16 protein-coding genes and 1 pseudogene are annotated in these 19,749 nt (G+C 69.1%); 12 read left to right on the top strand and 5 right to left on the bottom strand.

Annotated elements, in window-relative coordinates:
• Positions 1-3: 3 nt before the first annotated feature.
• Entirely contained in the window at positions 4-351 is a 348-nt protein-coding gene (locus tag HUW46_RS33220) for an oxidoreductase (RefSeq protein WP_215542701.1), read from the bottom strand.
• A 172-nt stretch (positions 352-523) separates the two neighbouring features.
• On the opposite strand from HUW46_RS33220, the gene lpdA reads away from it, so the two are divergent.
• The 8 genes and pseudogenes from lpdA to HUW46_RS33185 all read left to right on the top strand — a co-directional run bounded on the left by lpdA (position 524) and on the right by HUW46_RS33185 (position 10,634).
• Positions 524-1,897 carry a dihydrolipoyl dehydrogenase gene (gene lpdA, locus HUW46_RS33215; RefSeq protein WP_215542700.1) on the top strand — a complete coding sequence of 458 codons (1,374 nt, stop codon included), beginning with the start codon at positions 524-526 and terminating at the stop codon, positions 1,895-1,897.
• Between the two features lie 51 nt (positions 1,898-1,948).
• The gene (gene sucB, locus HUW46_RS33210; protein ID WP_215542699.1) at positions 1,949-3,700 is read left to right on the top strand and encodes a 2-oxoglutarate dehydrogenase, E2 component, dihydrolipoamide succinyltransferase; all 1,752 of its coding nucleotides are present in this window, start codon (positions 1,949-1,951) and stop codon (positions 3,698-3,700) included.
• A gap of 121 nt (positions 3,701-3,821) precedes the next feature.
• Positions 3,822-4,706, top strand: coding sequence for a TIGR01777 family oxidoreductase (locus HUW46_RS33205; RefSeq protein WP_215542698.1), 885 nt, complete (start codon positions 3,822-3,824; stop codon positions 4,704-4,706).
• The gene (locus tag HUW46_RS33200; protein ID WP_215542697.1) at positions 4,703-5,335 is read left to right on the top strand and encodes a phosphatase PAP2 family protein; all 633 of its coding nucleotides are present in this window, start codon (positions 4,703-4,705) and stop codon (positions 5,333-5,335) included. Before HUW46_RS33205 ends, HUW46_RS33200 begins: the two co-directional genes overlap by 4 nt.
• 9 nt (positions 5,336-5,344) lie before the next feature.
• Positions 5,345-6,088, top strand: a complete 744-nt coding sequence (gene lipB / locus HUW46_RS33195; RefSeq protein WP_215542696.1) for a lipoyl(octanoyl) transferase LipB — start codon at positions 5,345-5,347, stop codon at positions 6,086-6,088.
• A 188-nt stretch (positions 6,089-6,276) separates the two neighbouring features.
• A pseudogene (locus HUW46_RS33190) lies at positions 6,277-9,246 on the top strand (glycoside hydrolase family 2 TIM barrel-domain containing protein); the annotation flags it as partial.
• On the top strand, positions 9,200-10,030 hold the full coding sequence (locus HUW46_RS48500) for a hypothetical protein (RefSeq protein WP_331477346.1): 831 nt from the start codon (positions 9,200-9,202) through the stop codon (positions 10,028-10,030). The pseudogene HUW46_RS33190 and the gene HUW46_RS48500, both read left to right, overlap by 47 nt.
• 235 nt (positions 10,031-10,265) lie before the next feature.
• Complete coding sequence (locus tag HUW46_RS33185) at positions 10,266-10,634, top strand: hypothetical protein (protein WP_215542695.1); 369 nt, start codon at positions 10,266-10,268, stop codon at positions 10,632-10,634.
• A gap of 86 nt (positions 10,635-10,720) precedes the next feature.
• Here the strand turns inward: HUW46_RS33185 and HUW46_RS33180 are convergent, their stop codons facing one another.
• Positions 10,721-11,653, bottom strand: coding sequence for an LLM class F420-dependent oxidoreductase (locus HUW46_RS33180; protein WP_215542694.1), 933 nt, complete (start codon positions 11,651-11,653; stop codon positions 10,721-10,723).
• 116 nt (positions 11,654-11,769) lie between these two features.
• Entirely contained in the window at positions 11,770-12,387 is a 618-nt protein-coding gene (locus HUW46_RS33175) for a TetR/AcrR family transcriptional regulator (RefSeq protein WP_215550257.1), read from the bottom strand.
• 128 nt (positions 12,388-12,515) lie between these two features.
• Between HUW46_RS33175 and HUW46_RS33170 the strand changes: the two genes are divergently transcribed.
• The 4 genes from HUW46_RS33170 to HUW46_RS33155 all read left to right on the top strand — a co-directional run bounded on the left by HUW46_RS33170 (position 12,516) and on the right by HUW46_RS33155 (position 15,812).
• A complete protein-coding gene (locus tag HUW46_RS33170; RefSeq protein ID WP_215542693.1) occupies positions 12,516-13,034 on the top strand; it encodes a hypothetical protein in 519 nt (172 codons plus the stop codon).
• Positions 13,035-13,052: 18 nt separating this feature from the next.
• Complete coding sequence (locus HUW46_RS33165; RefSeq protein ID WP_215542692.1) at positions 13,053-14,006, top strand: oxidoreductase; 954 nt, start codon at positions 13,053-13,055, stop codon at positions 14,004-14,006.
• Positions 14,007-14,043: 37 nt separating this feature from the next.
• Complete coding sequence (lipA, locus tag HUW46_RS33160; RefSeq protein WP_215542691.1) at positions 14,044-15,054, top strand: lipoyl synthase; 1,011 nt, start codon at positions 14,044-14,046, stop codon at positions 15,052-15,054.
• A 110-nt stretch (positions 15,055-15,164) separates the two neighbouring features.
• Positions 15,165-15,812 (top strand): DedA family protein, encoded by a 648-nt coding sequence (locus HUW46_RS33155; protein ID WP_442861002.1) that lies wholly within the window; start codon positions 15,165-15,167, stop codon positions 15,810-15,812.
• A 191-nt stretch (positions 15,813-16,003) separates the two neighbouring features.
• Here the strand turns inward: HUW46_RS33155 and HUW46_RS33150 are convergent, their stop codons facing one another.
• Together HUW46_RS33150 and HUW46_RS33145 are read right to left on the bottom strand one after the other, a co-directional pair.
• Entirely contained in the window at positions 16,004-17,929 is a 1,926-nt protein-coding gene (locus HUW46_RS33150) for an acyl-CoA dehydrogenase family protein (RefSeq protein ID WP_215542689.1), read from the bottom strand.
• A gap of 71 nt (positions 17,930-18,000) precedes the next feature.
• A complete protein-coding gene (locus tag HUW46_RS33145) occupies positions 18,001-19,662 on the bottom strand; it encodes a glycoside hydrolase family 43 protein (protein ID WP_215542688.1) in 1,662 nt (553 codons plus the stop codon).
• Positions 19,663-19,749: the final 87 nt, after the last annotated feature.

Below are 19,749 nucleotides of genomic sequence, written 5' to 3'. Positions count from 1 at the left end.
AGTCTAGTTGCCCTTGGCGCGCTTTTGGCGCTCGGTGTATTCGCGCATCCTCTTTGGATAGCCGACCTTCGCGACCTCGTAGACCGGGATCGAGCGCTTGCTGCCGAACTGCTGCGCGGCGGCGAAGCTCTCGACGCGGCGGCGCGTCCACTCGCCGTCGTGCGCGATCAGCACCACCGTCATCTCGGTCACGGTCGTCTTCGGCTCCACATAGGCCTCGACGCCGTGCCGGGACGCGGCCCAATCCTCAAGGTGCTTGGTGTCCCCCGCGCTGGCCCTGCGCAGCGTTCCGGGCTTGCCCTCGCCCTTGCGTTTGCGTCGCAGCGAGTCGAAGAGACCCACCTCGACCACCTCACCTTCCACTCGGTGTCCCTCGCCATTATCGGGGTACGGCCCTGAGACCACGGCCACACCACCCGGCTAAGTCGCAAGCCTGAACTGCGTAGTGACAAGATGGCGTGAGTCGCGCGCGCGATAGACAGGCGTGCGACGCCACATGTCGCCTTGCCGAGGAGTTAATGAAGTGACCGACACCTCCGCCGACCTAGTGATCCTTGGTGGCGGATCGGGCGGCTATGCCGCCGCGTTCCGCGCGGCCGAGCTGGGACTTTCGGTGATCCTGGTCGAGAAGGACAAGCTGGGCGGGACCTGCCTCCACCGGGGCTGCATCCCGACCAAGGCCCTCCTGCACGCGGCGGAGGTCGCCGACTCGGCCCGCGACGGCGAGCAGTTCGGCGTGAAGACGATCCTCGAGGGCGTCGACATCGCCGGGGTCAACAAGTACAAGGATTCGATCATCGCGCGGCTCTACAAGGGCCTGCAGGGCTTGGCCAAGGCGCACAAGGTGACCCTGGTCGAGGGCACCGGCACCTTCGTCGGCGGCACCACCGTCGAGGTCGAGGGCACCCGGTACACCGGCAAGAACGTCCTCCTCGCCACCGGCTCGTACTCGCGCACGCTGCCCGGCCTGGAGCTCGGCGGGCGGATCATCGCCAGCGAGCAGGCGCTGTCGCTGGACTACATCCCGAAGAAGGTCGTCGTGCTCGGCGGCGGCGTGATCGGGGTCGAGTTCGCCAGCGTGTGGGCCTCCTTCGGCGCCGAGGTCACCATCGTGGAAGCGTTGCCGAGGCTCGTCCCGAACGAGGACGAGTTCGCGTCGAAGCAGCTCGAGCGCGCCTTCCGCCGCCGCAAGATCGGCTTCAAGACGGGCGTGCGGTTCACCGGCGCCAAGCAGGACGAGAACGGCGTGAGCGTCTCGCTGGAATCCGGCGAGACCCTCGACGCGGACCTCCTGCTCGTCGCGGTCGGCCGCGGCCCCAACTCGGCAGGCCACGGCTACGAGGAGGCAGGGGTCTCCATCGAACGCGGCTTCGTCCTCACCGACGACCGCCTGCGCACCAACCTGCCGAACGTGTACGCCGTCGGCGACATCGTGCCCGGCCTGCAGCTCGCGCACCGCGGCTTCCAGCAGGGGATCTTCGTCGCCGAGGAGATCGCGGGCCAGCAGCCGCGCGCGATCGACGAGGCGGGGATCCCGCGGGTCACCTACTCGCACCCCGAGGTCGCCTCCGTCGGCCTGACCGAAGCCGCCGCCAAGGAGAAGTACGGTGCGGAGGTCACCACCTTCACCTACGACCTCGGCGGCAACGGCAAGAGCCAGATCCTCAAGACCTCCGGCGCGGTCAAGCTGGTCAAGGCGCCCGACGGCCCGGTCGTCGGGCTACACCTGGTCGGCGACCGCGTCGGCGAGCTGATCGGCGAGGCGCAGCTGATCTACAACTGGGAGGCCTTCCCGGAGGACGTCGCGCCGCTCATCCACGCCCACCCGACCCAGACCGAGGCCCTCGGCGAAGCACACCTTGCCCTGGCGGGCAAGCCACTGCACGTGCACAGCTGACGTACCTCCGAAGAAGCAGACCAGAACAGAAACAAAGGGAGTCAGCGAACGATGGCCTACTCCGTCACGTTGCCGGAGCTCGGAGAGAGCGTCACCGAGGGCACCGTCACCCGGTGGTTGAAGAAAGAGGGCGACCGCGTCGAGGTCGACGAGCCCTTGCTGGAGATCTCCACCGACAAGGTCGACACCGAGGTCCCGTCCCCGGTCGCCGGCACGGTGCAGAAGATCAGTGCGCAGGAGGACGAGACCGTCGAGGTCGGCGGCGAACTCGCCGTGATCGACGACGGTTCCGGCGGTGCCGCGCCCGCGCCCGCCGAGCCCCCGAAGCAGGAAGCGCCCCAGCAGGAGGAAGCTCCCGCGCCGCAGCAGCAGGAGGCCCCGGCCCCCGCGGCTGCGCCAGCGCCGTCCGGTGGCGGTTCCGCGAGCGGGACCTCGGTCACCCTGCCCGAGCTGGGCGAGAGCGTCACCGAGGGCACCGTCACGCGGTGGCTGAAGCAGGTCGGCGACAGCGTCGAGGTCGACGAGCCGCTGCTGGAGATCTCCACCGACAAGGTCGACACCGAGGTGCCGTCCCCGGTCGCGGGCACCGTGCTCGAGATCAGCGTCGACGAGGACGAGACCGTCGAGGTCGGCGGGCAGCTCGCGGTGATCGGTGACGCCGGTGCCGCGCCCGCCGCCAAGCAGGAGGCCCCGGCCGCGCCCAAGGAGGAGCCGAAGCCCGAGCCCACTCCCGAGCCGGTCCGGCAGGAGGCCCCCAAGGCCGAGCCCAAGCCGGAGCCGACGCCGCAGCCCGCGCCCGCCCCGGCCGCGCCCGCTCCCGCAGCGTCCACTTCGGACTCTTCCGGCAGCGGCCCGTACGTGACGCCGCTGGTGCGCAAGCTCGCCTCCGAGCACGGCATCGAGCTCGACTCGCTGAAGGGCAGCGGGGTCGGCGGCCGGATCCGCAAGCAGGACGTGCTCGCCGCGGTCGAGGAGCAGCAGAAGGCGCAGCCCGCGCCCGCCGCTGCCGCCCCGGCCGCCGCCGCGCCGTCGGCACCAGCCGCACCGTCGCAGCCCACCGTCTCCCCGGAGAAGGCGGCGCTGCGCGGCACCGTGCAGAAGGCGAACCGGATCCGCCAGATCACCGCGATCAAGACCAAGGAGTCGCTGCAGGTCTCCGCGCAGCTGACCCAGGTGCACGAGGTCGACGTGACGAAGGTCGCGCGGCTGCGCCAGCGCGCGAAGGCGGCGTTCAAGGCGCGCGAGGGCATCAACCTCACGTTCCTGCCGTTCTTCGCCAAGGCCACGGTCGAGGCGCTCAAGCAGCACCCGAACATCAACGCGTCCTACAACGAGGAGACCAAGGAGATCACCTACCACGGTGACGTCCACCTCGGTCTCGCCGTGGACACCGAGAAGGGTCTGCTCAACGTCGTCATGCACAACGCGGGCGACCTGAACCTCGCCGGGCTGGCGCACAAGATCGCGGACCTCGCGGCCCGTGCGCGCAGCAACAAGATCAAGCCGGACGAGCTGGCCGGCGGCACCTTCACGATCACGAACATCGGCAGCAACGGCGCCCTGTTCGACACGCCGATCATCATGCAGCCGCAGTCCGGCATGCTCGGCACCGGCGCGGTCGTGAAGCGTCCCGTGGTGATCGCGGACGCCGAGGGCAACGACACCATCGCCGTGCGGTCGATGGCGTTCCTGCCGCTGACCTACGACCACCGCCTGATCGACGGTGCGGACGCGGGCCGCTTCCTCACCACGATCAAGCAGCGCCTCGAAGAGGGCAACTTCGAGGACGAGCTGGGTCTGTAACCCTTCCGACGCCGAAGGCCTCCCCCGCGGTACTCCCGCGGCGGAGGACTTCGGCGTTTCCTGGCTCACCCGTGCCCGACCCTGCCGTGCGCGCGGAAACGCACTGCGCGACGATCGACGCATGCGCGTTCTCGTGGCAGGCTCCAGCGGACTGATCGGCACGGCCCTACTGGGACGGCTGCGCGAGGCGGGGCACGAGGTGCGCAGGCTTGTGCGCGGACAGGCGAAAAACGCCGACGAGCACCGGTGGAACCCGCCTGCGGGCACCATCGGCGACGGCGCGCTCGACGGCGTCGACGCGGTGGTGAACCTGTGCGGCGCGCCGCTGTTGCCGGGACGCTGGAGCGGGGCGCGCAAGCAGGTCCTGCTCGACAGCCGCGTCGAACCGACCGAGGTGCTCGCCGAAGCCGTGGCGGAACGGGGCATCGGCGTCCTCGTCAACGCGTCCGCGGTCGGGTACTACGGCGACGCCGGACCGTCCCCTGTGGACGAAACCGCCGCACCGGGCCGCGGTTTCCTCGCCGAGATGTGCCAGGCGTGGGAAGCCGCGACCATCCCCGCGAAAACCGGCGGCGCGCGGGTGGTGAACCTGCGCACCGGGCTCGTGCTGTCCGGCAAGGGCGGGCTGCTCGGCCCGCTCAAGCCGTTGTTCTCGCTCGCCCTCGGCGGACGGCTCGGCGACGGCAGGCAGTACATGCCGTGGATCAGCCTCGACGACGAGACCGCCGCTATCCACTTCGCACTGGAGCACGAGGAGCTTTCCGGTCCGGCGAACCTCACCGGACCGGCGCCGGTGACCAACGCGGAGTTCACCCGCGCGCTCGGCCGCGCGGTGCACCGTCCCGCGCCGTGGTGGGTGCCGGGGATCGCGCTCAAGACCGTGCTCGGGCAGGCTGGCGAGGAAATGGCGCTGTACGGCCAGCACGCGGTGCCCGCCGCGTTGGAGCGGGCCGGGTTCGCCCACGCCCACCGCGACCTCGGCTCGGCACTGCGCGCGGTGCTGTGACCGTCCCCCGCGCCCGCTGGGCCGTGCTCGGCGTGGTGCTCGTCGCCGCGTTCGTCGCATTGGGACTGACCGTCCGCGTGGCTCCGCTCGCGCTGGACGCCGCGATCGCGCGCGGGCTCGACGGCGTGTGGCGGGAACCGCTCGGCACGGCGGCCGGGATCGTCAGCGACGTGCTGGGACCCGTGCTGCCGGTGCTGTCCGGAATCGGATTGCTGATCGCCGCCGCGTTGCGCCGACGGCACGCCGGTGTCCTCATGCGACTGTTTCTGGTGTTGCTGGCGTGCCGCCTGACGAGCCTGCTGAAGCCCGCGTTCGACCGGCAGCGGCCGCGTGCCTACCCGGAGCTGAGCTACCCGAGCGGGCACGTCGTGTCCGTGGCGTCCACCGGTCTCGTCGCGATCTTGTTGTGCGCGTGGCTCTTTCCGCGTGCGGTGCGCTGGGTCGCCGCGGCGGCCGTGGTGGCGACCGCGCTCTGCGCCGCCGCCAGGATCGTGCTCGGCGTGCACTGGTTCAGCGACACCGTCGGCGCGGCGCTCGCGGTGACCGGTGTCGGGCTGCTCGTGGCCACCGGTGTGGGGTTGCTCCCGTCACGGACCGCTCGGCTACCGGCCGGCGAAACCTCGGCGTAGCCTGCTGGAGTGAGTCCCCGAGCCGTTTCCTGCCGTGCCAGCGCCGATCCGGTCGACGTCCGCCGCCTCGGCACAGTCGACTACCTCGAAGCGTGGGAGTTGCAGCGCACTCACGTGAACGCCCGCGCGGACGAGACCGCGCCGGACACCATGCTGCTGCTCGAACACCCGTCGGTGTACACCGCGGGCAAGCGCACGGAGGACGCGGACCGCCCCTCCGACGGCACCCCGGTGATCGACGTCGACCGCGGCGGCAAGATCACCTGGCACGGGCCGGGCCAGCTCGTCGGCTACCCGATCCTCAAGCTCGCCGATCCGATCGACGTCGTGCACTACGTGCGCCGCCTCGAAGAAGCGCTCATCAGGGTCTGCGACCAGTTCGGCGTGCACAGCGGGCGCGTCGAAGGCCGCAGCGGCGTGTGGATCCCCGCCGACGAGCGCGGGATCGAACGCAAGATCGCCGCGATCGGCATCCGGGTGCAGCGCGGCGTCACCATGCACGGCTTCGAGCTGAACTGTGACGCGGACCTCGCCGCCTTCGACAAGATCGTCCCGTGCGGCATCCGCGACGCCGGGGTCACCTCGCTGTCGGCGGAACTGGGCCGCGACGTCACCGTCGAAGAGGCGCTCCCGCTCGCCCGCGACGCGGTGCTGGCGGCGATCGAAGGCGACCTGCGGGTCAGCGACGACCGCTGGCTGCCCCGCCCCGAAGCGCCGAGCGCCCCCGGCGTCACCTTCGCCCTCCAGAACTGACCCTCTTCCACTTCCGCATGCCCCGAAAGTGGCTTTCGGGGCGATAGATGCCCCGAAAGCCACCTTCAGGGCGTCCGCCCTGCCGCTAGCGGAGCCTCCGTCGGGGCGCCCGACTTTTGGCGTATTGACCAGAACCTCCCCGTTCCTGTTTGCTGTTGTTCGAAGTTGTGCGAACGTGGAGGTTTGCCATGCGGGTCGTGCGGACTCTTGTGCCTGTTCTCCTCTTCACCGCCCTCGTCAGCCCACCGTCCACGGCCAGCGCGGTCGCCCCGGCCCCGGACGCCTACGCCTACCTGGACAACCCCCGCATGACCGGCGAGGGCCAGCAGAGCCCGCACGCCGAGCTGCGGCCGTACGCGGACACCGGGTCGGCCGCCCGCGGTGCCGAGCAGACGCCGTTCACCCGCAGCCTCGACGGCCAGTGGAAGATCGCGATGGCCGACCGCCCGCAGGACGTGCCGTCCGGGTTCTACGCGGAGGACTACGACGTCGGGCGCTGGCGCACGGTCAGCGTGCCGCACACCTGGCAGACCGACGGCCTCGACCACCCGATGTTCCGCAACATCCCGAGCGAGGTGCACCCGGACGACCCGCCGCACGCGCCGAAGGACGTGAACCCGACCGGCGCCTACGCCCGCGACTTCGACCTGCCGGCGGACTGGCAGCAGCGGTCCACCTACCTGCGGTTCGAAGGCGTCACCTCGGGCTACTTCGTGTGGGTCAACGGCAAGTACGCCGGCTACGACCAGGGCGGCTACACCCCGGCCGAGTTCGACATCTCCCCCGCGCTGCACCCCGGCCGCAACCGGATCGCCGTGCAGGTGCACCGCTGGGGCTCCGGCTCGTACCTCGAGGACTACGACCAGTGGCGGTACGCGGGCATCTTCCGCTCGGTGTCGCTCTACTCGGCGCCGAACGCCGCCATCCGCGACGCCGCGATCACCACCGATCTCGACGGGACCTACACCGACGCGACGCTGAACACCCGGGTTTCGCTGTCCCGCAAGGAGAACGCCCCGGCGGGGCGCTATTCGGTGACCGGGAGCCTGCTCGACGCGCGCGGCACCGAAGTGGCCAAAGTGGATGGTGCAACCGAGCTGACCGGGGCGGCCGCGGACCTCGATCTGTCCACTGTGGTCAGAAATCCGGCGAAGTGGAGCGACGAGAGCCCGAACCTCTACGGGCTGGTGCTGTCGCTGAAGGGACCGGACGGCCGGGTCGTGCACGTCACGCGTGAATCGGTCGGGTTCCGCGAGATCACCATCAAGGACAAGCAACTCCTGGTCAACGGCAAACGCGTGCTGTTCAAGGGGGTGAACCGCGCGGAGACCGACCCCGACCACGGCAGGCACGTGCCGCGCGCGGCGCAGGAGCGGGACGTCGCGCTGATGAAACAGCTCAACGTCAACGCGGTGCGCACCTCGCACTACCCGTCCGATCCCTACTTCTACGACCTCGCCGACCGGAACGGCCTGTGGATCGACGACGAGGTGGACATCGAGACCCACAACCACGAGAGCTGCCCGTCGGTGTGCCTCGCGGACCGTCCGGAGTGGAGGGACGCGTTCCTCGACCGGTTCACCGCGATGCTGGCCCGCGACCGCAACCACCCGAGCGTGTTCCTGTGGGACACCGGCAACGAAGCCGGGCTCGGCGCGAGCCACTTCGCGATGGCCGACTACGCGAAGAAGCACGACCCGAGCCGCCCGCTCTACCACCAGTCGAACTCGCCCGACGGCGACGCGCCGTTCGCCGACGTCTGGGGGCCGCGCTACCCGTCGCCGGAGAAGCTCGCGGGGCAGGCCAAGAGCACCACGAAACCGGTGATCCTCGGCGAGTACGCGCACGCGATGGGCAACAGCCTCGGCAACTTCAAGGAGTTCTGGGACACCATCCGCGCGAATCCCTCGCTGCAGGGCGGGTTCATCTGGGACTGGGCGGAGCAGAACGTCCGCCAGCGGCTGCGCACCACGCCGGACGCCTCCGGCAACGGCATCATGGCCAATCTGAGCGGGAAGCCCGCGACCGTCCCTTCGCGGCCGGGCAAGCAGGGCAAGGCACTGGAGTTCTCCGGTCTCGACGACTTCGTGGAGGTCTACCGCGACCCCAAGCTCGACCTGACCGGGCACGGGCTCACGCTCGACGCCTGGGTGAAACCCGCCCGCCCGTGGACGGGTGACTTCACGATCCTGGCCAAGGGCGACCACCAGTACGCGCTGAAGATGAAGGACGAGAAGACACTCGAATTCTTCGTCCACAGTGGAACCTGGCGCACCGTGCACGTGCCCGTGCCAGCGGGCTTCTTCGACTCCTGGCACCGGGTGACGGGCACCTACGACGGCACCGCGCTGAAGCTCTACCTCGACGGCGTCGAGGCGAGCAGCACCCCATTCACCGGTGCCATCGACGCCTCCTCGTACCCGGTGAACGTCGGCCGCAACTCCGAAACCATGCAGGACCAGTACACCGGCCGGATGGCGCACGGCGCGATCGACGACGTCCGGATCTACGACCACGCGCTCAGCCCAGCGAAGCTCGCCGCCGACCCGGTTCGCGAATCGCTGCTGGCGCTGGACTTCGACCGCGTCGACGATCGCGGCAGCTACCTGTCCTACGGCGAGAGCCTGTCCGGTGTGGACGGACTGGTCGGGTCGGACCGGTACCTGCAGCCGGAAACCGCCGAACTCGCCTGGGCGCACCAGCCACTGCGGTTCTCCTACACCGGCGGCGCCGTGACCGTGCTCAACGAACGGCAGTTCGCGGGAACCGACGGGATGGCGCTGCGCTGGAAGGTGACCGAGGGCGCGAAGACCGTCGCGTCCGGGTCAGAGCCGCTGCGGATCGGCCCCGGCAGCACCGCGACGATCCGGCCGAAGCTGCCGAACGGCAAGGACATCGAGCGGTTCCTCACGCTCGAAGCCGTCACCACCGCGGGAACGCCGATGGTGCCCGCCGGGCACGTGGTGGCGCACGACCAGTTCACCCTCGGCGGCACCAGGGTCCCTGGCGCCGCGCCGCCGGAGGCACGCGGCCGGGTCGAGGTCGCCGACTCGGGCGGCCGGATCACGGTGTCCGGAAAGGACTTCAGCTACGCGTTCGACCGCTCGACCGGTGCGCTGTCGTCCATGCGGGCACGCGGGACCGAGTTGCTCAAGGGCGGGCCGAAGCTCGACGCGTGGCGCCCGCCGACGAGCAACGAAACCTACGACTGGGGGCAGGGCCGAAGGCGAGGACTGGCGCAAGGCAGGGCTCGACCGGCTCAAGACCACAGTGGACTCCGTGACCGTCGAACCGGGACAGGGCGAAGCGAAGGTCGTCGTGCGCAGCAAGGTCGCCGCGCCGGACGTGAGCACGGCGTCGTTCGAGCAGGCGATGACCTACCGCGTCGACGCGGCGGGCACCGTCCGGCTCGGGCACCAGGTGCACCCGGTCGGCGATGTCCGCACCCTGCCGTACCTGCCGAGGATCGGGGTTTCGCTCGCCGTGCCGTCGACCTTCGACCGCTTCGCCTGGTACGGGCGCGGACCGCAGGACAGCTACGTCGACCGGAAGGACGGCACCCCGATCGGCGTGCATTCGAGCACCGTCGACGAGCAGTACGTCGACTACTACCGGCCGCAGGACCACGGCAACCACACCGACACCCGCTGGGCGCTGCTCACCGACGGCCGCTCCGGCGGGCTGCTGGTCTCCGGTGCGCCCGAGGTGAGCGCGACCCCGTACGACGATCTCGACCGGGCCGCCTACCCGTTCCAGCGGGTGCGCAACGACGGCTGGCTCACGCTGCACGCCGATCACGCGGTGACCGGGATGGGCGACACCCCGAACCCGGTTCGCGAGCGGTACCAGGTCCGCCCTGACCGCGACTACGACTACTCGCTCACGTTCCGCCCGCTGTCCGCCGACGAAGTCCACAGTGGACTTCCCAGGGGCGCGCGCTGACAGGTGACCGCGTCGCGATGCCCCGAAGATGACTTTCGGGGCACGCGCGCAGCTATCCAGGAGAAAACCGGGAAACGTGAAACTTTTGGCAAAATAAGCGCGGGCCCACCGTTTTGCCTGTGCATTCTGCCCGAAAGTACTGACCGGAATACTCTTTTGTTCTGTTCGCGTTCGCGCCCGCGATCATCACCATTACGCTCTCGATGTCCAGCCACCCACAGCCACGGAGGGGTTCATGAACGTCGGGGGCAAGCTCATCACAGGCGCGGTCACCTCCGCATTGATCGGCACGACTCTGCTGGTCGGCGCAGGCGTCAGCCAGGCCGACACGGTCTACGAGTTCCGCATGTCCCAGTTCAGCTACTGGGTCGCCAACATCTGCGTCAAGACCGATTCGGACGAGGTGTGCACCGGGAAATGGGGTAAGGGCAAATCCGAGGTCTTCAAGGTCAAAGCCAGGAACGCCGCACCGTGGATATGCACCGCGTACGCCGTTTCCGGCCCCACGGTGGAGTCTTCGGTGTTCAGCCGTGACGTGTACAAGGAATGCGCCTTCCACGGCGCTCCACTGGCGAGCAACTACTTCGACCTGGTGAAGCCGTAAGCCGACGGCGCACGCATGCCCCGAAAGTGACGTTCGGGCCGTCTGGGTCCCCGAAGGTCACTTTCGGGGACCCAGACGTCGCGAACTCAGAGCTGGGACGCGATTTCCGAGGCGATCAGGTCGAGGTGGTCGAGATCGCTGAGGTCGAGCACCTGGAGGTAGAGGCGGGTGATCCCGGTTTCCTCGCGCCAGTGGCCGATCTTGTCCACGATCTCGGCCGGGGTGCCCGCGAGCCCGTTCTCGCGCAGCTCCGCCACGTCCCTGCCGATGGCGGCGGCCCGGCGGGCGACTTCGGCGTCGTCCTTGCCGATCGCGACGACCTGCGCCACCGACTTGAGGATCCCCTTGGGATCGCGGCCGATGGCCGTCGCCGCCGCGTCCACGCGCTCGAACTGGGCCTTCGCGATCTCCGGCGACACGAACGGCAGGTTGAACTCGTCGGCGAACCGTGCCGCCAGCGCCGGGGTGCGCTTCTTGCCGCCGCCGCCGATGATCACCGGCGGGCGCGGGCTCTGCGCGGGCTTGGGCAGCGCGGGTGAATCGGCGAGCCGGTAATGCTCGCCTTCGAACGAGAACGTCTCGCCGACCGGCGTTTCCCACAGCCCGGTGACGATCTCGAGCTGCTCTGAGTACAGGTCGAAGCGCTCCTTGATCTCCGGCAGCGCGAAGCCGTACGCGGTGTGTTCGGCGTCGTACCAGCCGGAGCCGAGGCCGAGTTCGATCCGGCCGCCGGACATCTGGTCCACCTGCGCCACCGAGATCGCGAGCTGCGACGGGTGCCGGAAGGTCGCGGCCGTGACCAGGGTGCCGAGGCGGATGCGGGAGGTCTCACGGGCGAGACCCGCGAGCGTGATCCAGGCGTCGGTCGGGCCGGGAAGACCGGAGACCTCGCCCATCTTCAGGTAGTGGTCGCTGCGGAAGAACGCGTCGAAACCCGCGTCCTCGGTAGCCTTCGCGACACGGAGCAGGTCGTCATAGCTGGCCCCTTGCTGGGGCTCGGTAAAGATCCTCAAGTCCACGAGCCCAGCCTAAAGACAGTTTCGATCCCGTTGCGTGGCGGTGCCGGTAGCGGAGCCGGTTGACGGCCCATTCAAGTGGCTACGCCACTTTGAAACGCCCTTAGGTCAACTTCGGCTCAGACCTCACGATCGCGTCGTTCGCTGTCGGGTCGGCGGATCCGGTTCAGCAGCTGGATGATGACGGCCTCGACCTCGGCGCCGACCTTCTTCTGGTCCTCGGCGCCCGCGATCGCGGTGGCGGCCGAGGACAGCGCGCCGAAGAGCAGGCGCGCGGTGATCTCCACCGGCACTTCGTCGACCTCGCCCGCGGCGACCAGGTCCTCGAGGCTGGTGCGCACGAGACCGAAGCTGAAGTGGTCCTCCGCCTCGCGCCAGCGCTCCCAGCCCATCACCACCGGGCCCTCGTGAATGGCGATCCGCTGATACGCGGGATCGAGGCAGCTTTTGATAAATGTGCGTAAACCATCCAATGCGCGTTCCCACGGCGCGCCGGGGCCCTGCATTATTTTGGTGAGGCGGTCGAATACCTCGCCTTCGACGGCGTCGAAGGCGGCTTCGAAGAGCGCTTGCTTACCGCTGAAGTGGTGGTAGAGGGCGCCTTTCGTGACCCGAGCGCGCTTGGCGACCTCATCGAGGGAGGTACCCGCGTAACCACGCTTGGTGAACAGTTCCACCGCACTGTCCACCAAAGCGGAACGAGTGGACTCGGAATAGTCGGCGCGCCTGGACCTCAATGTCACCACCCTCACAAGCTTACGCCACCGAGGGCTGCCATACCCGTGGTATGTTGTGCGTGTCAGGTCCGTACCAAGAGTATGCCGCAAACCCGCGGTATGGCCACGGTCACGGAAGGGGACTAGCCATGAGTTGGAACGACTTCTACCGACGGCGTGATCTCATGGACGCCGTACTCCGGCAGGCGGCCGAGGAACCGGGCACGCTGCCGTTCGACCGGGTACCCGGCGTACCCGAGACCTTCGGGTCCGAAGAAGCACTGCTGCTCGCTCTGCACTACAAGTGGAGCCAGCTGCTCGGCGGCCGGATGCGCGCCGAGCTGGCCGAGCCCGAGGGGGACACGGGCACCGACCAGGTGGACGCGGTCACGCGTGCCTGGCAGGCCACCGTCACCGAGCACGAAGTCCTGCGCACGCTCATCGACGAGCACATCGACTCGTCCCCCGCGTTGATGCGCAGGCACGAAGCGGAACTGCGGATGCTCGCGATCGCCGCGGGCCTCGCCGAACCGCACGAAGAAGCCGGCGAGCTGACCCAGATCGGCTCCGCGTTCCTCGCACTGCTGCGGCACGGGCCGCAGGTCCGGCCGTCGCGCCGCCGCAGCACGATGGGCAGCCTGCTCAGGATGCTCGCGCCGAGCGCGTAACCGCGTTAACTTCTCGCCATGGCACAGAACTGGACCGAGGACGACATCACCGACCAGTCGGGGCGGACGGTGCTCGTCACCGGCGCCAACTCGGGCCTCGGCCTGCGCAGCGCGGAGGCGCTCGCGGCCAAGGGGGCGAAGGTACTGCTCGCCTGCCGCTCGCTCGAACGCGGCGAGAAGGCGTTGGCGACGGTGCGCACGGCTTCGACCGGCGGGGCCGAGCCTGAGCTGATCAGGCTCGACCTCGCCGATCTCGGCTCCGTGCGCGCGGCCGCCGCGACGGTGCGGAAGAGCACCGGCGACGGCCTCGACGTCCTGATCAACAACGCCGGGCTGATGGCGTCACCGAGACAGCGCACAGCCGACGGCTTCGAGCGCCAGTTCGGCACCAACCACCTCGGGCACGCCGCGCTGACCTGGCTGGTCATGCCCGCACTGCGCGCGAAACCGGGTGCGCGGGTCGTCACGCTGTCGAGCGTGGCCGCCTACGGCGCCCGGCTCGACCTCGCCGACCCGAACTTCGAGCACCGGCGCTACAACCCCGGCAGCGCCTACGGCCAGTCGAAACTGGCCAACCAGGTCTTCGCGCTGGAACTCGACCGGCGGCTGCGCGAGGCGGGCGCCGACGTGGCCAGCGTCGCCGCGCACCCCGGGTACACCGCGACCTCGCTGGGTTCGTCGATGGCGAGCGCGTACCGCAACAAGGCGCTGAGCACCGTGATCGGCCTCGGCAACCGGATCGGCGAGCTGGTGCTGGCCCAGGACGCCGAGATCGGCGTGCTTCCGCAGCTGTACGCGGCGACCGCGGAGGGCGTCAACGGCGGCGACTACGTCGGGCCGCGCAGTTTCGGCGGGCTTCGCGGGTACCCGACGATCGTGACGCCGTTGCGCGCGGCGCTGGACCGCAAACTGGGGTCCGGACTGTGGGAGCTCACCGCCCGGTTGACCGAGGTCACGCCCGACCCCGCGTGATCATGACCGCACCCGGTCCGGGCGTACGCTGAACGGCGTGACTGCTGCACCGGATGGTCGGAAGTTGTTGCGGCTCGAGGTTCGTAACAGTGAGACGCCGATCGAGAAGAAGCCGTCGTGGATTCGGACGCGGGCGAAGATGGGTCCGGAGTTCACGGAGTTGAAGGGCCTGGTTCGTCGTGAGGGTCTGCACACCGTGTGTGAGGAGGCGGGCTGTCCCAACATCTACGAGTGCTGGGAGGACCGCGAGGCGACCTTCCTGATCGGGGGTGATCAGTGCACGCGGCGGTGTGATTTCTGCCAGATCGACACCGGACGCCCCGCCGATCTCGACCGCGAGGAGCCGCGGAAGGTCGCGGAGTCGGTGCAGGCCATGGGCTTGCGCTACTCCACGGTCACCGGCGTCGCCCGCGACGACCTGGCTGACGGCGGCGCGTGGTTGTACGCCGAGACGGTGCGCCAGATCCATTCGTTGAATCCGGGGACCGGGGTGGAGTTGCTGATCCCGGATTTCAACGCCGACCCGGATCAGTTGGCGGAGGTGTTCGGGTCGCGGCCGGAGGTGCTGGCGCACAATGTGGAGACGGTGCCGCGGATCTTCAAGCGGATCCGTCCCGGGTTCCGCTACGCCCGCTCCCTTCAAGTGATCAGCGAGGCCCGGCGGGCGGGGTTGGTGACGAAGTCGAACCTGATCCTCGGCATGGGTGAAACCCCGGACGAGGTGACCGAGGCGATGCGGGATCTGGTCGAGGCCGGGTGCGAGATCTTGACGATCACCCAGTATCTGCGGCCCTCGCCGCGGCATCACCCGGTGGAACGCTGGGTCAAGCCCGAAGAGTTCGTCCAGCACTCCAAAACCGCCGAAGAACTCGGGTTCGCCGGAGTCATGGCCGGACCGCTGGTGCGGTCCTCCTACCGGGCCGGGCGCCTGTACGCCCAAACCGTGGCGCATCGCGGTGAGCAGCTTCCGGCGAACCTGGCCCACCTGTCCACGGCCGGACCCGCCGCCCAGGAAGCCACCAGCCTCCTCGAACGACTCGCGAGGTAACCGAAGGCGACCCCAACACCTGACGAAAGTTCAACGCGGTCCCCCGCGGCCACCAGATAGGGTGAAACCAGACAAGCTGGGATCTATCAGACGGGGGATCAACCGTGGCAGTGGTGAGCGAAGTGCTCGAATGGCTACAGGCACTGCCGCAGCCGGCACTCGTGGGGGCGACGGGCGGGCTCGTGTTCGCCGAGTGCACGATCGGACTCGGTTTCATCGCACCGGGCGAAGGCGGGCTGCTGATCGCGGCCACGACCGCGACCTCGGTGCCGCGGTTCCTCGTCCTGTGGGCCGTGGTGACGGTGTGCGCCGCGCTGGGCGACTCGCTCGGCTACTACATCGGCAAGCGCTTCGGGCCGCGCCTGCGCGAGACGAAGCTGATCCAGAAGTACGGCGTCGACGCGTGGGACAAGGCCACCGGAATCCTCCAGCGACGCGGCGCGTGGGCGGTGTTCTTCGCCCGCTTCCTGCCGGTGGTCCGCACGCTCACCCCGGCCGCAGCCGGAACCTCGGGGCTGCCGTACCGGAAATTCCTGCCCGCCGTCGCCGCCGGGGCGATGTGCTGGTCCGCCCTGCACATCGGCATCGGTGCCGCGCTAGGCGAGGCGGCGAAGAAGATCGAAGGCGCGATGAGCACCGGCGGTCTCATCGTGGTGGGGGTGCTCGCGGTGGTGGGCGTCTTCTTCTTGCTCCGCTGGAAGAAAAAGAAGGCACTGGGAGCCGGGCCGGAGAAGGTCACCGCCGATTCGTCACAGTGATCCTGGTGTGACACCACCACGCGAACAGTCACTTTCTTATCCGAGACCACCGTCCGCCGGTGTGAACGCGGTGCCAATACCGGCACTGCGCATGCCCCGTTCCGAAACCCTCATCGACGCCGTCCATTCCGTTCGAGTCCGATCACCTCATTTCTACCCATCGGCGCTTTCAGTTCCCTAACACCGCGTTTTCACCGCGGTCGAACGTATGGACGTGAAAGGTTCTTCACCTTCGTCGCGCCGAGTTCCCAGTGCGCGATCCAGGGCCCGGTGCCCTCGCTCGGATCGAGGACGCCCGCCTCGAGCCAGGTGTAGTGGCCGTCGAGCACTTCACCGGCGAGCCGCTGGTCGACGTCGTCCGTGTTGTCCCACAACGCGTCGAAAAGCGCCTCGATGCGCAGCCTCGCCTGGCGGCAGAACACTTCGGCGAGGTCGGCGCCCGCCCCGCCTTCGCCGTCGGCGCGCTGCATCTCGGCCCGCACGCAGACCGCCGCCATCGCGAACAGCTCCGCGCCGATGTCGACGACCCTGCCGAGGAACCCCTGCCTGCGTTCGAGCCCCGCCTGCCAGCGGGCCATGCCGTAGAAGGTCGACCTGGCGAGCTTGCGGGCCGTCCGCTCGACGTAGCGCAGATGTGTCGCAAGTGGACCGAACTCGCGGAACGAGGTCGGCACCTGCCCCTTGCCCGAAACGAGCTGGGGCAGCCATTTCGCGTAGAACCCGCTCGCCTTGGCCGCAGCCTTCGCCTTGGCCTTCAGGTCCGCGTCCGCGTCCGCGAGATCACCCGCCGCGGACAGGTGCGCGTCGACCGCCTCGCGCGCGATCAGCAGGTGCATGATCTCCGACGAGCCTTCGAAGATGCGGTTTATCCGCAGATCCCGCACGAGCTGCTCGACGGGGACGGCGCGTTCACCGCGCGCCGCGAGCGACTCGGCCGTCTCGTACCCGCGCCCGCCCCTGATCTGCATCAGCTCGTCCGCGACCAGGCACGACATCTCACTCGCCCACAGCTTCGCCAGCGCCGCTTCGATGCGGATGTCGTTGCGACCCTCGTCGCTCATGTGCGCCGAAAGGTCCAGCACGGCTTCGAGCGCGTACGTGGTGGCCGCGATGAACGAAATCTTCTTCGCCACCGCCGCGTGCTCACCGACCGGGCGGCCCCACTGCACCCGTTCGGCCGACCACTCCCGCGCGATCTTCAGGCACCACTTGCTCGCGCCCGTGCAGATCGCCGGAATCGAGAGCCTGCCGGTGTTGAGCGTGGCGAGCGCGATCTTCAGGCCCTGCCCCTCGCCGCCGACGACGTTTTCCTTGGGCACGCGCACGTTGTGGAAGCGCGTGACCCCGTTTTCGATACCGCGCAGCCCCATGAACGCGTTGCGCTGCTCGACGGTGATCCCCGGCGAATCGGTCTCCACGATGAACGCGGTGACCCCGCCGCGCCTGCCGTCGGACTTGGGCACGCGCGCCATCACCACGACCAGCTCCGCCACCACGCCGTTGGTGGTCCACAGCTTCACGCCGTTCAGCTCGTACGCCTCGCCGTCCTCCGTCGGCGTCGCCGAGGTCGCCAGCCTCGCCGGGTCCGAACCGACGTCCGGTTCGGTGAGCAGGAACGCGGTGACCGCGCCGCGCGCGCACCTCGGCAGGAACGCGGCCTTCTGCTCCGGTGTGCCCGCGAGCTTGAGCGGTTCCGGCACCCCGATCGACTGGTGCGCCGAGAGCAGCACGCCGAGCGTCGGATGCACCGAGCCGACGAGCATCAGCGCGCGGTTGTAGGCGACCTGGCTCAGCCCGAGCCCTTCGTACTCCTCCGGGATCTTGATACCGAAGCAGCCGAGCTTCGCGAGCCCGTCGACGTACTCGTCCGGCACCCGCGAATCCCGTTCGATGACCGTGCCGTCGAGCGTCTCGCAGTATTCGCGCAACGCGGTGAGGAACCGGTCCGCCTTCGCCGCCGCGTCGGCTTCCGGCCTGGGATGGGGGTGCACCAGGTCCAGCGGGAACCGGCCGAGGTAGAGCTCCTTCGCGAACGACGGCTTGCGCCAGCCGCTCTCCCGGGCCTCCTCCGCGACCGCACGTGCTTCCTTCTCCGTCACCTTCGGCTGGTCGACCACGAGTACCTCCTCGTCGAAGGGCCATTGCCCTTGTGACGAGTGTCACGCATCGATCGTCTCGGCGCAGCCCTCTACCAGGCGATCACCGGGACCGAAACCGCCACCGGGTGGTCACGGCCCTGCGTCACGTCGAAGTAGCCGCCTGCCGCGCGGGCGCGCTGGTAGGTCACCGTGAGCACGGCCGCGCCCGGCTTCGACGGCGTCACCACGACCCGCGAGCCCGTGACTTGGACGATGCCCGCCGACGGTGGCCAGAGCCTGGCGTCCACCCGGTTGAGCGGGTTGGCGAGGTCGAACGCGGCTCCGTCCGCGGCGCTGACCGTCACCGAAGTGGTCGCGGGACGCCCACGGGGGCCGACGAGCACGCCCCGGTCGGCGCGCATCGCGAACGGCGCCACCCCCGGCGGCATCGGCTCGTCCGAGGTCGACGACGAGATGGCCAGCCCCTTCGCCGCGGGGTCGACGTCCAGCGCGGCGGTGTAGATCCTCCGATCGTCCTTTGTGGATGGACGGCCGTGGTGGACGTAGTACCGCGCGCGCCCGTCCGGCGAGGCGACCACGCTGCCGTGGCCGGTCGAGTACAGGCCCTTCGCCGGGTCCTGCGAGAGCACCGGGTTCGCCGCGCTCTTCTTCCACGGGCCGAGCGGGCTGTCCGCCACCGCGTACCCGACACCGTAGAACTCGTTCTCGAAGTTGTTCGCCGAGTAGGTGAGGTAGTAGACGGGTTTCCTGCCGTGCCCCGGATAGGCCTTGAACGTCGTCGAACCCTCTTCCCAGCGCCGGTCCTTCTTCTGGCCGCCGGACTTCGCGTAGTCGTCAACGTGCGCGTTCTCCCACGGCTGCTTCTGCCCCGCGTAGGACAGGATCGGGGTGAACCCGTCCTTGCGCGCGTTCTCACCCGGCGCGCGGTTCGCGTTGCGGTAGCGCGGCTGGATCGCGGGCATGGTGCGGCCGGTCGGGTCGTTCCACCAGTCGCCGGTCAGCTCGACGGCGTAGATGTTCGACTCCTCGATGTACTTGCCGAGATCGGTGTCCCACACCCAGTTCCGGTAGGCGTTGCGGGAGAAGTACAGGTAGATCCGGCCGTCGTCGTCGAAGAAGACGTTGGGATCGATGAACGGGATGTAGGTGCCCAGCGGCGCCGTCTCGCCCTCTTCCCGCGTCGACGGCGGCTTCTTCTGCGTCGCGTCCATGATCAGGTTGACGTCGTGGTAGACCGGGTCGTACGGGAAGTAGTCGATCGGCTGGGCCGCGATGTCGCGGAACGGGCCCGCGGGCGAGCGGGACACCGCGACCCCGACCTTCGACGGCTCCTCGAAATCGGCGTACTTGAAGTGCTCCGCGACGTGCGTGTTCATCCGGCCCGCGTAGAACAGGAAGTACAGCCCGGTCTTCGCGTTGAAGTACACCTCCGGCGCCCAGTACCAGTCGTGCGCCCAGTTCTTCGCGTCATCGGCGCGCAGCGCGCCGCCGGGCAGGTGCTCCCAGGTGGCGAGGTCGGGCGAGCGGTAGACCCCGAAGTAGTACCCGTCGTCGGCGCCTTCGGTCGAGTACGCGTAGTAGTACCCGCTCGCTTCGTCGAAGCGGACGTACGGATCGGCGCCCGGCGTCTTGGCGTCGTTGAACCAGGTGGCGTTCGTGCGCACGGGTTTCGCGTCCGCCGCGGCGGCGGGCACCGCGCCGAGCAGCACGAGCGAGGCGAGAAAGGCCAGCAGGGCACGAAGTCGCTTCATGGGACACCCACCGTCACCGTTTGAGATTGTTGGACTCTGTTCGGTTCCGCTCACTCTAATTCCTCGACGCCTTCCGCGGGAGGCGAG

Source organism: Amycolatopsis sp. CA-230715 (assembly GCF_018736145.1).
Classification (GTDB): Bacteria; Actinomycetota; Actinomycetes; order Mycobacteriales; family Pseudonocardiaceae; genus Amycolatopsis.
The sequence above is the reverse complement of the archived record's forward strand: the minus strand, read 5'-3'. Positions and strand labels throughout refer to the sequence as shown.